13 protein-coding genes and 1 riboswitch are annotated in these 14,069 nt (G+C 68.2%); of the genes, 7 read left to right on the top strand and 6 right to left on the bottom strand.

All coding sequences use genetic code 11. The annotated features are described in order from the left end of the window. Window positions 1-323 precede the first annotated feature (323 nt). The gene (locus tag ACQP1O_RS41115; protein WP_433563645.1) at window positions 324-2,945 is read right to left on the bottom strand and encodes a LuxR C-terminal-related transcriptional regulator; all 2,622 of its coding nucleotides are present in this window, start codon (window positions 2,943-2,945) and stop codon (window positions 324-326) included. Window positions 2,946-3,010: 65 nt separating this feature from the next. Continuing rightward, complete coding sequence (locus ACQP1O_RS41110; protein ID WP_433563644.1) at window positions 3,011-3,832, bottom strand: helix-turn-helix domain-containing protein; 822 nt, start codon at window positions 3,830-3,832, stop codon at window positions 3,011-3,013. Window positions 3,833-3,934: 102 nt separating this feature from the next. Here ACQP1O_RS41110 and ACQP1O_RS41105 point away from each other — a divergent pair, with 102 nt between their 5' ends. Further along, window positions 3,935-4,471 carry a YceI family protein gene (locus ACQP1O_RS41105; protein ID WP_364619874.1) on the top strand — a complete coding sequence of 179 codons (537 nt, stop codon included), beginning with the start codon at window positions 3,935-3,937 and terminating at the stop codon, window positions 4,469-4,471. An 81-nt stretch (window positions 4,472-4,552) separates the two neighbouring features. Here ACQP1O_RS41105 and ACQP1O_RS41100 read toward each other — a convergent pair whose 3' ends face one another. From ACQP1O_RS41100 to ACQP1O_RS41090, 3 genes are all read right to left on the bottom strand, one after another. Continuing rightward, entirely contained in the window at window positions 4,553-5,650 is a 1,098-nt protein-coding gene (locus ACQP1O_RS41100; RefSeq protein WP_433563643.1) for a CaiB/BaiF CoA transferase family protein, read from the bottom strand. 108 nt (window positions 5,651-5,758) lie between these two features. Next, window positions 5,759-6,631 (bottom strand): amidohydrolase family protein, encoded by an 873-nt coding sequence (locus tag ACQP1O_RS41095; RefSeq protein WP_433563642.1) that lies wholly within the window; start codon window positions 6,629-6,631, stop codon window positions 5,759-5,761. A gap of 91 nt (window positions 6,632-6,722) precedes the next feature. Continuing rightward, window positions 6,723-8,114, bottom strand: a complete 1,392-nt coding sequence (locus ACQP1O_RS41090; RefSeq protein ID WP_433563641.1) for an FAD-dependent oxidoreductase — start codon at window positions 8,112-8,114, stop codon at window positions 6,723-6,725. A gap of 287 nt (window positions 8,115-8,401) precedes the next feature. Here ACQP1O_RS41090 and ACQP1O_RS41085 point away from each other — a divergent pair, with 287 nt between their 5' ends. From ACQP1O_RS41085 to ACQP1O_RS41065, 5 genes are all read left to right on the top strand, one after another. Continuing rightward, window positions 8,402-8,848 (top strand): Rv0361 family membrane protein, encoded by a 447-nt coding sequence (locus ACQP1O_RS41085; protein WP_433563640.1) that lies wholly within the window; start codon window positions 8,402-8,404, stop codon window positions 8,846-8,848. Window positions 8,849-8,910: 62 nt separating this feature from the next. Beyond that, window positions 8,911-9,026: riboswitch (SAM riboswitch) on the top strand. 14 nt (window positions 9,027-9,040) lie between these two features. Next, entirely contained in the window at window positions 9,041-9,463 is a 423-nt protein-coding gene (locus tag ACQP1O_RS41080) for a rhodanese-like domain-containing protein (protein WP_433563639.1), read from the top strand. Window positions 9,464-9,497: 34 nt separating this feature from the next. After that, on the top strand, window positions 9,498-10,712 hold the full coding sequence (locus tag ACQP1O_RS41075; RefSeq protein WP_433563638.1) for an O-succinylhomoserine sulfhydrylase: 1,215 nt from the start codon (window positions 9,498-9,500) through the stop codon (window positions 10,710-10,712). Window positions 10,713-10,853: 141 nt separating this feature from the next. Continuing rightward, window positions 10,854-11,495 (top strand): type 1 glutamine amidotransferase family protein, encoded by a 642-nt coding sequence (locus ACQP1O_RS41070; protein ID WP_433563637.1) that lies wholly within the window; start codon window positions 10,854-10,856, stop codon window positions 11,493-11,495. Beyond that, complete coding sequence (locus ACQP1O_RS41065; RefSeq protein ID WP_433563636.1) at window positions 11,492-11,953, top strand: MarR family winged helix-turn-helix transcriptional regulator; 462 nt, start codon at window positions 11,492-11,494, stop codon at window positions 11,951-11,953. Before ACQP1O_RS41070 ends, ACQP1O_RS41065 begins: the two co-directional genes overlap by 4 nt. Here ACQP1O_RS41065 and ACQP1O_RS41060 read toward each other — a convergent pair whose 3' ends face one another. Then, window positions 11,954-12,712, bottom strand: coding sequence for an HAD-IIA family hydrolase (locus ACQP1O_RS41060; protein WP_433567966.1), 759 nt, complete (start codon window positions 12,710-12,712; stop codon window positions 11,954-11,956). Between the two features lie 298 nt (window positions 12,713-13,010). On the opposite strand from ACQP1O_RS41060, the gene fgd reads away from it, so the two are divergent. Continuing rightward, on the top strand, window positions 13,011-14,018 hold the full coding sequence (gene fgd / locus ACQP1O_RS41055) for a glucose-6-phosphate dehydrogenase (coenzyme-F420) (protein WP_379388639.1): 1,008 nt from the start codon (window positions 13,011-13,013) through the stop codon (window positions 14,016-14,018). Window positions 14,019-14,069 lie beyond the last annotated feature (51 nt).

Raw genomic sequence — 14,069 nt, 5'->3', positions numbered from 1 at the left:
CGCCGAAACACCTGCCTTCCGAACATATTTCGTTGCACCGGTCCCGAGACCGGCCATGAATACCGGTTATTCGCGGGGATCCCCGCCTCGGCTTGCCCGTGCACCGGCCCTGTCCACATCGACGCAGATCAGCGCTTCGGATTGGGGGTGCGAAGTTTCCACTCTGTCGGGGAAATCGAGTGGGGAAGCGGCTGGAAGGCGCAGCCGATGGCCGCACCTATGCCCGCGGTGGCCGTGCAGGCGATGGTCAGGGCCGGCGGCAGGACGCCGGCGGCCGAAGGAGGGCGTGGCGGAGCACGCCGGTATTCATTGCTCGATCCGGATCAGGTCAGTTTCGCTGATTTGCCCGAAGGTGTCCCTCCGCGCATCAATTCCGCCAGGGCCTCCCGATCGGTCACATCGAGTTTGATGCAGGCCCGGTACAGGTGCCCCTCCACCGTTCGCACCGAGACCGTCAGCCGATCCGCGATCTGCCGGTTGGACAGCCCGGCCGCCACCAGATTCGCGATCTCCCGTTCGCGCGCGGTCAGCGGCAGCGGTTGCGCGGACTGCCGCAGCGCCGGGGTCGACGCGCCGCCGCAGGCGGCCGCCAGCCGATTGGCGGTCGCCGCGGATTCCAGCAGTCGCCGGCGGTCACCCGCCCGCTCGTGCGCGGAGGCGGCCTGCGCGGCCGCGTCCGCCGCCGAGAGCAGCGCCCCGATTGCCTCGAATGCCGCTGCGGCGGTGTCCAATCCGGGTCCGTCGTGGGCCGCGACCGCCATCGCGTGCCGCGCCTGCACCTGCACCAGCCGCCCGTCGATGCGGGCCGCAAGATCCGCCAACCGCTCGGCGACCGACTGATCGCCGAAGCGGGCGGCGGCGTGCAGCGCCATGGCCTCGATGGCGTGCTGGTGGGTGCGTGCGGCCAGATCCGCCGCCCCCAGCGCGAGCCGTACGGCCGGCGTCGCGGTGCCCTCGGCGGCCGCCTGCATGGCCCGCGCGAGTTCGAGCAGCGGTTCGTAGACGGCGCTGTGCCGCCCGCCCCGGAGGGTCGCCGCCGCAATGGCTTCCGCCGCTTCGGTGGGCCGCCCGAGCGCCGAGTACGCCTCCGCCAGCCGCAGCTGGGCGGGGAACATCCAGGCCGCCTTGCCCTCGGTGGTGAGCGCCGCGAGCGCCTGCTCGAGATTGTCGATGCCCTGCGGGAACTGGCCCTGCGCCACGTCCACGGTGCCCTGCAGGATCTTGGCCATGCCCCAGGCCAGATATTGCCCGGGGGAGGAGAACGGGTACGGCGTATTGGCACATCGGCGCGCGGCTTCCAGCTCGCCGGTGAAGGTGAGGGCCAGCACTTCCGCGTGCGTGGACATGAATCGGTTCAATCCGTCGATGTGGGACTCCACGGCGTGTGAGCGGGCCGCGTACTGCCGGGCCGCTTCACCGCGTCCCATGAGCGCGAGGGCCAGTCCGCCACCGAATGCGGCCCAGAACACCGCCCACGGTGGGGCGTCCGGGGTGGACATGACCGGCTCGGCGAGGGCGAACGCGTCGTCGATCCGGTTCTCGTTGACCGCGCACGCGGAGGCCAGACCATCCAGTGCCGCAACAATTTTCGGATGTGTGACCCGGTTGCGCACCGATTCCAGCACGGTCTCGGCGCGATCCGCGTCGCCCATGGACCAGAACAGGTTCGACACCCGGGTGCTGCCCCAGCGTGCCAGCTGCACCTCGTTCATCTCGTCCGGATCGAATCCGGCCAGTGTGCGCTCGGCCTCTATGCGATGCCCTTGCCACAACAGTGCGCGGGCCAGCAGGTCGGCGGCCTCCACACCGCCCTGGCGTTCCACCGCCGCGCGCGCGAACCGTTCGCCCAGAGGCAGATTCGCCAGCGCGATGGCATCCGCGGCCGCCGCCAGGAACAGCTCGAGATCCGCGGATTTGTCACTGTCCAACGCCAATTCGGCCAGTCGGATGCGCTCGGACGCGGAGTTGATGGGCCGGTCCCGGAGCGAGGAGTACAGCCGCCCGCGCAGCCGCCGCGCCGACGCGATGCCCAGCCGCCGCCGGATCACCTCACCGAACAGCGGATGGTTGTAGCGCACCAGCAGCTGATGGCTGTTCTCGACAATTCTGATGAGACCGCGTGATTCGGCGGATTCCACCGCTTCCTCGCCCGCGAGTTCGGAGAGCACGTCCAGGTCGATGGGCTCGCAGAAGGTGAGCAGTTCCAGCACCCGCAGCACCGACTCGGGCAGTTGCTCGACCCGATCCTCCAGCAGCGCAGCCAATTCCGAGGTCACGGCCGCGCGCCCGCGAAGTTGCCACACCCCGCTGACCTGCCGCAGCGTCCCGGCCTCCAGCGCGCCCTCGACCAGGTGCCGCAGGAACAGTGCGTTGCCGCCGGAGGATTCCCACATCAGATTGGCGGTGAAGCCCTCCAGCTGCCCGCCCAGCATGGACTCCACCAGTTCCACGCTCTGGCGCTGGGTGAACGGCTTCAGGTCGATGCGCAGCAGGTGCCCGTCCTTCCACAGCGAGGTAACCGCGTCGGGCACCTGCACCCCGCTGCGTACGGTGCACACGATGTGGGCGGCCTTGTCGAGGGCCAGCTGCAGCAGCAGGGTGGCCGAGAGCTGGTCGAGCAGATGGGCGTCGTCGACGCCGATGATGGTGTGCCCGTCGGCGAGCAGCGCCTCCCGCGCGGCCGCCATGAAGGTCACCGGATCGTGGGCGGTGTACACCCCCACCATGTGCGCGAAGACCCCGAGCGGAATGCTGCGGGCGGATTCGGTGCCCGCGACCCAGCGGATATTGCCGCCGACGGCGGCGGTGGCCTGCCGCGCCAGCGTGGTCTTGCCGACCCCCGCGTCACCGGTGAGCACCGCCCCGACGACCTCGTCGCCGATGAGTGCCGACCTGATCGATTCGAGTTCTTTCTTCCGCTCGACCATCGGCCAGTTCCGAGCCATGGCTCAACTGTAGATGGCCCGACCCGCCCCGGCAGTGGGAACGAAACCTCCGGAGCCTGCGGCTTTTATTCGTTGACCAGCCGTAATCCGGGCGTACGGGCCTGGCGGCGGTCGACCAGCCAGACCATGACGGTCTGGTCGGCGGCCGGATCCAAGGTCTCGACCTCCACCTCGACCGCACCCCGCGCGGGGTGCTGAATCTTCAGCACGAGGGATCGGAAATCGGTGAGCCGGTGCTCGCGCCAGCGTCGCTCGAACTCCGGGTAGCGGCTCAGGGTGGTGACGACGGCCTCGACCGACGGGTCGTCGGGGAACCGGGTGGCGGCGGCGCGCAGCGACGAGGCGACCATATCGGCGGCTTCGGGCCAGTTCAGGAAGGTCTGCTGGGCGGCCGGGTGGGCGTAGACGTAGAGGGCGAAATTGCCGTGCGCCTCCGCCTCGAACATGCCGAGGGGTTCGGCGAAGGCGCGGAAGGAGGGGTTTCCGGCCAGCAGGTTCAGCCAGCGGCCGAGCACCAGCGCGGGCGTCGGCTGCAGGGCGTCGATGACCGCCTGAATGGTCTCGGAGACCTGTTCCCGAGCCTGCCCGGAGGCGGGGCAGCTGGCCTTCTGTTCCAGCCCGAGCGCCAGCTTGCCGAAGTGGTGCTTCTCGATCTCGTTGAGCCGCAAGGCTTCCGCGAGGGCGGCCAGCACGGCGGTGGAGGGGTTGGTGTCGCGTCCCTGTTCCAGGCGGGCCAGGTAGTCTGCGCTGACACCGGCGAGCGCGGCCACCTCCTCGCGGCGCAGGCCGGGTGTGCGCCGTCGCCGGCCGGCCGGCAGTCCGACGTCCTCGGGCTGCAGTTGCGCGCGGCGGGCGATCAGGAACTCGGCGAATTCGGAACGGGACACCCTTCCATACTGCCTGGTCCTGGTTCCGTTATCCGCGCCCTGGCAGTCCCCGGATAATCACGGTGTGGATAAGCGGACCGAAGTCCACTTAAGCTGGTTGACATGACGACTTCCGAGCAGACCACCCTCGCCCCCGGTTCCTGGACCCTGGACGCCGCCCACTCCTCGGTCAACTTCACCGTGAAGCACCTGGGCATCTCCAAGGTCCGCGGCCGCTTCAACCGCTTCGAGACCGGCTTCGTGGTCAACGAGGCCGGCGAGGCCGCCATCGAAGCCACCATCTACTTCGACTCCTTCGACACCGGCAACGAGATGCGCGACGGCCACGTCCGCAGCGCCGACATCCTCGATGTCGCCAACCGCCCGCACCTGACCTTCCGCGTCCCCGAGCCCGTCGCCCTGAGCGAGGAGTTCGAGGTCACCGGTGAGGCCACCATCGGCGGCATCACCAAGCCCGTCACCCTCGAGGTCGAGTGGGGCGGTGTGCAGGTCTTCCCGCAGGACAACAAGGAGCACGCCGGCTTCACCGCCTCCGGCACCATCAAGCGCAGCGAGTTCGACGTCGCCCCGGGCATGCCCAATGCCATGCTGAGCGACAAGATCGCCATCGAGCTCGACATCCAGCTCGTCGCCCCGTAATTCCGGGAGCTACCCGCCGCATCGGAAAAGTCAACGCCCCCTGTGGAATTCCACCGGGGGCGTTCGGCCGTGCGCGGAAGGTCAGTCCGCCCAGACCGTTTCGATCGGGGTGCCCTCGTTCGGCGGCGGGGTGGGGACGCCCGCCGGTGTCCGCGAGAAGCGCGGGGCCGGGGCGTGCTGCACGACGCCGTCGATGTCGATCAGGCCGGTGCGGGCCTGGATGTGCGGATTCTGTTCGGCCTCGGTGAAGGTCAGGACCGGGGTGGTGCAGGCGTCGGTGTGCTCGAAGATCGCCCACCACTCGTCGCGGGTCTTGGTCTTGAACTTCTCGGTGAACAGCTTGCGCAGCTGGTCCTGGCCGTTGGGGTCGAGCTGGTTGGGGAGGCCCTCGGGCGAGATACCCAGGCCCTGCAGCAGCTCCGCGTAGAACTGGGGCTCGATGCAGCCCACGGCCATGTACTTGCCGTCGGAGGTCTCGTAGGTGTCGTAGAAGGCCATGCCGGTGTCGAGCAGGTTGGTACCGCGTTCATCGGACCACAGGCCGACGCCCTTCATACCCCAGATCATGTGCGAGAGGGCGAGTGCGCCATCGATCATGGCGGCGTCGATGACCTGGCCCCTGCCGGAGTTCTGGCGTTCCACCAGCGCGGCCAGGATGCCGAAGACCAGGAACATGGAACCGCCACCGAAGTCGCCGACCATGTTCAGCGGCGGCACGGGGCGTTCGCCCTTGCGGCCGATGGCGTTCAGCACACCGGTGAGCGAGATGTAGTTGATGTCGTGTCCGGCGCGGTCGGCCATCGGGCCGTACTGGCCCCAGCCGGTCATGCGGCCGTAGATCAGGCGCGGATTGCGTTCCAGCGCCGCGTCGGGGCCCAGTCCCATGCGCTCGGTCACGCCGGGCCGGAAGCCCTCGAGCAGCACGTCGGCCTTCTCGATGAGCCCGAGCACCTGCTCGATGTCGGCGGGATCCTTCAGGTTCGCCTCGACGATGGTGCGGCCGCGCCACTGCGGACGCTCCATGAAGCCGGGCAGCATGCCGGGCCGCTGCACCCGCACCACGTCGGCGCCGAGGTCGGCGAGCAGCAGTGCCGCGTGCGGACCGGGGCCGATGCCGGCCAGTTCAACAACCCGGATGCCCGCGAGCGGGCCCTGCTTGGCGGTGGATGGAGTGCTCACGCCCTACCTCGGTTCGTCGTCGAATCCTGCGCACCGGCTCACACGCCGGTGTTGACGGTATGACAATAACGCGAAGTCTGCGCGGCCCTCAGCGGGTGGCCCGTTGCGCTAGCGATCGATGATCGGCAGCGGCAGGGTGTCCGGGGGCGGGGGTCCGGGGAGCTCGGAACGCGGCAGCCGCAGGGTGGGCGCTTCGCCCGCGGCCAGGCGCATGGTCGGGTTCGGGTCCTCGAACAGGCGTTCCTTGGCGGGCAGCCCGTAGAACGCGCGGGCATTGTCCTCGAGCACCCGGTGCAGATCGGAGCCCACGGCGTCGGCGAGCAGCGAGATATCGGCGTCGCGGAACGGCCGTCCGGCCCGGGTGCCCGGCAGGTCGGTGCCGAACATCAGGGCCTCGGGGTTGACGGTGTGGATCTTGCGCAGGGCCGAGCCCACATTCATCGCCACCCGCCCGAAGCCGGAGGCCTTCACCTTGGCCCCGCGGTCGACCAGGTTGAGCAGGTAGGGCAGGCAGTCGTCGGACATGCCCAGATGGTCGATGGACAGCTTGGGCAGCTTGGTGATGACCGGTTCCAGCGAACCCAGCATGGACCCGTCGATATAGAGCTCCACATGCCAGCCGGCCAGTTCGTAGGCCCGCAGCGCCAGCATGGTGAGCCCGACGATGTCGCCGCCCGCGCGCTTGAGGTTGAACCGGATGGCCCGCACCCCGGCCCGGTTCAGCTCGAGAATCTCGGCGTCGGTGGCGTCCACGTGCAGATTGGTGACACCGACCCAGCCCTCGCCGAGTTCGGCGAGGGCGGCCAGCAGATAGCTCTGATCGGTGCCCTGGAACGACCCGCTGACCACGGCGCCACCGTCGATATCGAAGCGGGACATGCGCTTCCGATAGGCGGCGATGGTGTACGGGTCGGGCAGGTAGCCCTCGTTCTCGACCAGCGGGAACCGCGGATCGAAGATGTGGAGATGGGCATCGAACACGTGATCAGCATGCCTCAGAACGGTGACATGTGTGGACAACCTTGTCCGGCAGGCGGATTGGCGCTGGTCAGGACACCTTGCCCGGAGCTGGTCAGGAGACCTTGCCGGGTTCGGAGGCGGCGAGCATCTCGTCCCGCTCGACGACCTTGACCCGCTCGCGGCCCTGCGGCTCGCCCAGGGCGCGCTCGTGCGCGTCGAGGCGGTACCAGCCGGCCCAGGTGGTGAACGGGATGCCCTTGCTCTCGAGGAACTCGGTCACGGCGTCGAGCTCGGGCCTGGGGGCCGGGGTGAAGTTCGCGGCGTCGTCGAGCAGGCAGGCGATGGTCTCGTTGGCGTCGCCCTTGGTGTGGCCGATGAGGCCGACCGGGCCGCGCTTGATCCAGCCGGTCACGTAGGTAGCGGGCATGTAGCGAGCCGCGCCGTCAGCGTCCTCGTCGACCAGCACGCGCCCGGCCTCGTTGGGCACGGTGCCGGCCTGGTCGTCGAAGGGCAGCAGCGGGATGTTCTGCGACAGGTAGCCGACCGCGCGGTACACGGCCTGGATGTCCCAGTCCTTGAATTCGCCGGTGCCCTTGCAGTTTCCGGTGCCGTCGAGCTGGGTGCGCTCGGTGCGCAGGCCCACGACCTTGCCGTCCGCGCCGAGGATCTCCGACGGGTTCTCGAAGAAGTGCAGGAACAGCTTGTGCGGGCGGTCGCCGACATCGCGGATGGCCCACTGCTCCAACGTATTGCAGATCATGTCGACCTGCTTGGAGTGGCGGCGCGCGGCCTCGGAGCCCTCGTCGTAGTCGATGTCCTCGGGGTCGACGATGACCTCGATGGTCGGCGAGTGGTCGAGTTCGCGCAGCTCGAGCGGGGTGAACTTGGCCTGGGCCGGGCCGCGGCGGCCGAAGACGTGGACCTCGAGGGCCTTGTTGTCCTGCAGGCCCTCGTAGACGTTCGGCGGGATCTCGGTGGGCAGCAGTTCGTCGCCGGTCTTGGCGAGCACGCGGGCCACGTCGAGGGCGACGTTGCCGACACCGAGGACGGCGACCTTCTCCGCGTCCAGCGGCCAGGTGCGCGGGACGTCCGGGTGGCCGTCGTACCAGGACACGAAGTCGGCGGCGCCGTAGGAGCCGTCGAGATCGATGCCCGGCACCTCGAGGGCGCGGTCGGCGTTGGCGCCGGTGGAGAAGATGACCGCGTCGTAGAACTCACGCAGGTCCTCGAGGGTGATGTCGACGCCGTAGTCGATATTGCCGAGCAGGCGGACCTGCGGCTTGTCGAGGACCTTGTGCAGGGCGGTGATGATGCCCTTGATGCGCGGATGGTCGGGCGCGACGCCGTAGCGGATGAGGCCGAAGGGCGCGGGCATGCGCTCGTAGAGGTCGATGCTCACCTCGGCATCGGACTTCATCAAGGCATCGGCGGCGTAAATACCGGCCGGGCCTGCGCCCACGATCGCAATGCGTAGCGGGCGGGTCGCTGCACTCTGTTCGGTCATTCTTCCGCGCACCCTTTGGGTCGAAACTAACTTGTCGTCAAAACTCAGCCGTCGTTCTTAGCTTAGGCTAAGTTGACGCCCTGGCTTCGGTGACCGCCGTTGGCCCCCGACGCTGCAGCGTTGCTGCGTAGTCTTGCTATTCCCGCGCCTGGGGCGGAAATTCTGCTGATTCTATCGATGGCGCACGAGGCCCTTCACGCGCAGGGCCGTGAACTGTGGGAATGTCGAGGCCCGAACCGTGGGAATGCCGTGGCGGGCGAACGGCGGCGACCAGGCATGATCTACCCATGAGCGACGCCGAGGAGACAGTCGGGGAGACATCGGTTCCGATCGATCAGAACGAGGCCCGGAGCATGTGGCCGTTCCTGGTCGCGGCGGGAGTCATCGCGGTCGTGATCCTGGGCATCGTGATCGCGACGCTGGTCTCGCCGGTTGAGAAGAATGTCACAGATTCCGATCGGCTCTCGGTGGCCGCGGGCAACTTCATCAAGTCCCGTAGCGAGACCGGCAAGTACGATCCGGCCCTGTCCTGCAAGGGATTCGACGAGAACGCCTCGCCGCTGAAGAGCGCGGTCGCGGCCGGGGGGACCATCACGTTCGACAAGCTGGCCGACCCGGCCGTCGACGGTGAGAAGGCCACGGCGCAGGTCACTTTCACTGTTGCCGGCGCCCAATCCACCTCGATCTGGCACTTCACCCGGGAGAATTCCCGCTGGTTGGTCTGCAATTCGTGACAACGGCCGAAGTCGCGGCCGGGGTTTGACAGTGGGCCCATTTTTTCGGCAGTCTCAACCCAGGTCATGAGTACCAGCGTCAAGCCCCGGCTGGCTGGTCGGCAACCCTCCTCCGCGGTGGGGTGCTCCGGGTGACGACCTGGCCTCGCATCGGACAGCGGTGCGGCAAGTGCGGATTCACAGGAGGTACAAGTGAGCTACGCGGGTGACATCACGCCGAAGCAGGCGTGGGAACTGTTGCGCGACAACCCCGATGCGGTGCTGGTGGATGTGCGCACCGAAGCCGAGTGGCGGTTCGTCGGGGTGCCCGACACCAGCGGTATCGGCCGACCCACCGCGCTGATCGAGTGGGTGGACGTCTCCGGCACGCCCAATACCCGTTTCACCGACCAGCTGAAGCAGGCGCTCGGCGATCGCGGCCACGACTCGGCCGCGCCGGTCATCTTCATCTGTCGCTCCGGTCAGCGCTCCATCGGCGCGGCCACCGCCGCCACCACCCTGGGCATCGCCCCGTCCTTCAATGTGGTCGATGGCTTCGAGGGTGCGCTCGACGGTCAGGGGCATCGCGGCGGCACCGGCTGGCGCGCCGACGGCCTGCCCTGGCGTCAGTCATGAGTTTCGTGTCCGACCGGATCGCAGGGAGGCAGTCATGATCACCGGTGGTTCCTTCGACAAACCGCTTCCCGAGGGCGTCGGCCCGGCCACGCAGGCCGTGCGCGGCGGCATCCGGCGCTCCGGGTTCGACGAGACCTCCGAGGCGCTGTTCCTCAATTCGGGTTTCGTCTACGAGAGCGCCGAGGCGGCCGAGGCGTCCTTCACCGGCGATATCGAGCACTTCGTCTACTCCCGCTACGGCAACCCCACGGTCGCCATGTTCGAGGAGCGGCTGCGCCTGATCGACGGCGCGGAGGCCTGTTTCGCGACCGCCTCCGGCATGTCCGCGGTGTTCACCGCGCTGGGTGCGCTGCTCTCGGCGGGTGACCGCCTGGTGGCGGCGCGCAGCCTGTTCGGCTCCTGCTTCGTGGTGGCCAACGAGATCCTGCCGCGCTGGGGCGTGGAGACCGTCTTCGTGGACGGCGAGGATCTGGACCAGTGGGAGCAGGCGCTGTCGGTGCCGACCCAGGCGGTCTTCTTCGAGACCCCCTCCAATCCCATGCAGACCCTCACCGATGTGCGCGCGGTCTCCGATCTCGCGCACGCGGCGGGCGCGAAGGTGGTGCTGGACAACGTCTTCGCCACCCCGCTGCTGCAGCGCGGCTTCGACCTGGGCGCGGACATCACCGTGTACTCGGGCACCAAGCACATCGACGGACAGGGCCGGGTGCTCGGCGGCGCGATCCTCGGACCGCGGGACTACATCGACGGCCCGGTCAAGAACCTGATGCGCCACACCGGTCCGGCGATGAGCCCCTTCAATGCGTGGACGCTGCTCAAGGGCCTGGAGACCATGCCGCTGCGTCTGCGCCAGTCGGTGGACTCCGCGCTGAAGATCGCCGGGTTCCTGGAGACCCATCCCGCGGTGGCGTGGGTGAAGTACCCGTTCCTGTCCTCGCACCCGCAGTACGAGCTGGCGAAGCGTCAGATGTCCGGCGGCGGCACGGTGATCACCTTCGAGCTGAAGGCCGCGGAGAACGAGGCCAAGAAGCGGGCTTTCGAGGTGCTCAACCGCCTGCGCATCGTCGACATCTCCAACAACCTCGGCGATGCGAAGACGCTGATCACGCATCCGGCCACCACCACCCACCGGGCGATGGGCCCGGAAGGCCGTGCGGCCGTGGGGATTACCGATGGCGTGCTGCGCATCTCCATCGGGCTCGAGGATGTGGAGGACCTGCTCAATGACCTGGACCAGGCGCTGAGCTGATCCGGCGAGTATTCGACCGGGCCGGAACCCATTGGGTTCCGGCCCTTTTCGTGCTCAGGGGGTCGAGGGGTCCGGGAACAGCCCCTGAGAGTCATCCAGCGTTGATTGACAGCATGCTGTCAAATATGACAGCATGCTGTCATGATGAAGACAGTCCACATGGCCGTGTACGACACCTTCTCGGACTGGGAGGTCGGGCATGCGACCGCACACATCAATCGCGAACTCTGGCACCGCGAGCCGGGAACCTGGCAGGTGAAGACGGTCGCCCTCGGCGCCGAGCCGATCACCTCGATGGGCGGCATGCGGGTCCTGCCCGATCTGATTCTCGATGATCTGAAGCCCGCCGACAGCGCCATGCTGATCCTGCCGGGACTCGAAAACGAGCAGCATCCCGAGACACCGGCGGCCTTCGCGCGCAAGGCCCGGGAGTTTCTGGCGGCCGGGGTTCCGGTGGCGGCGATCTGCGGCGCGACCTTCGGGCTGGCGCAGGAGGGCCTGCTGGACGGTCGGCGGCACACCAGCAATGACGCGGGATACCTTGCCTACAGCGGATATTCGGGTGGCGAGCACTATGTTCGGGCGCCCGCGGTCACCGACGGTGACCTGATCACCGCGACCGGCACCCGGCCGGTCGATTTCGCCCGCGAGATCTTCGCGCGCCTGGGTATCTACGAGCCGCACGTGCTGGAGTCCTGGTACCAGCTGTACGGAAACAATGATCCCGCAGGCTTCTACGCGTTGTTCGAGTACGAGCAGCAGCGCGCGGCGGCCGCGCAATGACCCGCACCGCCCAGCAGCTGTTCGGGGCCGCGGCCGTCACATCGTTCAAGCTGAACGGCCAATTCCTCTCGATCGCGGAGGAATTGGCCAAGCCGTCCGGGATCACGGTCGCGTGGTGGCAGGTGCTCGGCGCGATTCTGCACGAACCGCTCCCGGTGGCCGGTATCGCCCGCGAAATGGGTATCACCCGCCAGAGTGTGCAGCGCATCGCGGATGTGCTGGCGGACAAGGGATTCGTGGAATACCGCCCCAATCCGGCGCACCGGCGCGCGAAGCTGGTGGCCATCACCGAGGCGGGTCACGACGCGGTGCGGCGGATCGACCCGCAGCACGCGGCCATGGCGAAACGGCTTGTCGCGCACCTGGGTATCGAGCAGCTCGCCCACATCGTGGACGCGCTGACGACCCTGTCGGCCGCCCTCGACGCACTCGAGGGCGACGCGACGGGCGCGGCCTGACTACAGCGCGAACGGGTCCTTGGTCTTGCCGACCAGGGCGGCCACCGAGGGCAGGATGGTGGTCGGGCGGTACGGGAACTGCTCGACCAGGGCCGGGGTGGAGATACCGGTGGTGACCAGGATGGTCCGCATGCCCGCCTCCAGGCCCGCGATGACGTCGGTGTCCATCCGGTCGCCGATCATGACGGTGGACTGCGAGTGCGCGCCGAGGCGGCGCAGCGCCGAGCGCATCATGAGCGAGTTGGGCTTGCCCACGTAGTACGGCTGCTTGCCGGTGGCCTGGGTGATGAGGGCCGCGACCGAGCCGGTGGCCGGGAGGATGCCCTCGCGCGAGGGTCCGGTGGCGTCCGGGTTGGTGGCGATGAAGCGCGCGCCCCCCGCAATGAGCCGGATGGCGCGGGTGATCGCTTCGAAAGAGTAGGTGCGGGTTTCGCCGAGGACCACGTAGTCCGGGTCGGAATCGGTGAGGACGTAACCGATTTCGTGCAGCGCGGTGGTGAGGCCGGATTCGCCGACCACGTAGGCGGTGCCCTCGGGCCGCTGGTCCTTGAGGAAGGTCGCGGTGGCCAGCGCGGAGGTCCAGATCGATTCCGCCGGAATGTCGAGGCCGGTGTGCGCGAGCCTGGCCTGCAGGTCGCGCGCGGTGTAGATCGAATTGTTGGTGAGCACCAGGAACGGAATGTCGTTGTCGCGCAGTTCGGCGAGGAACTGATCGGCCCCGGGCACCATGTGATTCTCGTGCACGAGGACGCCGTCCATGTCGGTCAGATAGGAGAGGATCGGTTCAGCGCTCGAGTTGGTCACGCGCACATTCTCCGCTATCCCGGGACCGAACGCTCATATATTCCTGCTCTAGTCGACCGTCTGACCGGTTTCATCCTCGGAATACCGTCCGCCGACCCGGGGTTCGATCCCTTGGGTGTGACCCCTGCCGCACCACGTTTCACCGCTGACCTATCGTGCGAGGTAAGACCGTTCGCGATGCCCGGTGTCGCGGCGGTCGTGCGGGAGGTTGGCCCGCACAGCTCGAGCGCAGCATGGCGACAGGAGTGCCCAGGTGAAAGACCTCAAGCTCGGTTACAAGGCGTCCGCGGAACAGTTCGGCCCCCGCGAACTGGTGGAGCTCGCGGTGGAGGCGGAGGCGCACGGCCTCGACAGCGCCACCGTCTCCGACCATTTCCAGCCGTGGCGGCACAATGGCGGGCACGCCCCGTTCTCGCTGGCCTTCCTGGCCGCGGTGGGCGAGCGCACCAAGCGCATTCAGCTCGGCACCTCGGTGCTGACCCCGACCTTCCGCTACAATCCCGCGGTCATCGCGCAGGCCTTCGCCACCATGGGCTGCCTGTACCCGGATCGCATCATGCTCGGCGTCGGCTCGGGTGAGGCGCTGAACGAGATCGCCACCGGATTCCAGGGCGAATGGCCGGAGTTCAAGGAGCGTTTCGCGCGGCTGCGCGAGTCGGTGGACCTGATGCGCGCGCTGTGGACGGGCGAGCGGGTGGACTTCGACGGCCAGTACTACAAGACCGTCGGCGCCTCGATCTACGACGTGCCCAAGGGCGGCATCCCGGTCTACATCGCCGCAGGCGGCCCGCTGGTGGCCCGCTATGCCGGCCGCGCGGGTGACGGTTTCATCTGCACCTCCGGCAAGGGCATGGATCTCTACACCGAGAAGCTGATGCCCGCCGTCGCGGAGGGCGCCGCCAAGGCCGGCCGTTCCGTCGACGACATCGACCGCATGATCGAGATCAAGATCTCCTACGACACCGATCCCGTTCTGGCACTGGAGAACACCCGCTTCTGGGCCCCGCTCTCGCTGACCGCGGAGCAGAAGCACTCCATCACCGATCCCATCGAGATGGAGGCGGCCGCCGACGCGCTGCCGATCGAGCAGATCGCCAAGCGCTGGATCGTGGCCAGCGATCCGGATCAGGCGGTCGAGCAGATCAAGCCGTACCTGGACGCGGGCCTGAACCACCTGGTCTTCCACGCGCCCGGCCATGATCAGCGCCGGTTCCTGGATCTGTTCCAGCGCGATCTGGCGCCCCGCCTGCGCGCCCTCTGAGCCGGTTCACGCAGCGGCACACGGGGACGGGCGACCCTTGCGGTAGTCCGT

Origin of the sequence: Nocardia sp. CA-151230 (genome assembly GCF_050942175.1) — a bacterium.
In the GTDB taxonomy this organism is placed as follows: domain Bacteria; phylum Actinomycetota; class Actinomycetes; order Mycobacteriales; family Mycobacteriaceae; genus Nocardia.
The sequence above is the reverse complement of the archived record's forward strand: the minus strand, read 5'-3'. Positions and strand labels throughout refer to the sequence as shown.

Coding starts and splice junctions, on each gene's coding strand:
- ACQP1O_RS41115 (WP_433563645.1), bottom strand. CDS start 2,945: ATGGCTCGGAACTGGCCGATGGTCGAGCGGAAGAAAGAACTCGAATCG.
- ACQP1O_RS41105 (WP_364619874.1), top strand. CDS start 3,935: ATGACGACTTCCGAGCAGACCACCCTCGCCCCCGGTTCCTGGACCCTG.
- ACQP1O_RS41090 (WP_433563641.1), bottom strand. CDS start 8,114: ATGACCGAACAGAGTGCAGCGACCCGCCCGCTACGCATTGCGATCGTG.
- ACQP1O_RS41085 (WP_433563640.1), top strand. CDS start 8,402: ATGAGCGACGCCGAGGAGACAGTCGGGGAGACATCGGTTCCGATCGAT.
- ACQP1O_RS41075 (WP_433563638.1), top strand. CDS start 9,498: ATGATCACCGGTGGTTCCTTCGACAAACCGCTTCCCGAGGGCGTCGGC.
- ACQP1O_RS41070 (WP_433563637.1), top strand. CDS start 10,854: ATGATGAAGACAGTCCACATGGCCGTGTACGACACCTTCTCGGACTGG.
- ACQP1O_RS41065 (WP_433563636.1), top strand. CDS start 11,492: ATGACCCGCACCGCCCAGCAGCTGTTCGGGGCCGCGGCCGTCACATCG.
- ACQP1O_RS41060 (WP_433567966.1), bottom strand. CDS start 12,712: ATGGACGGCGTCCTCGTGCACGAGAATCACATGGTGCCCGGGGCCGAT.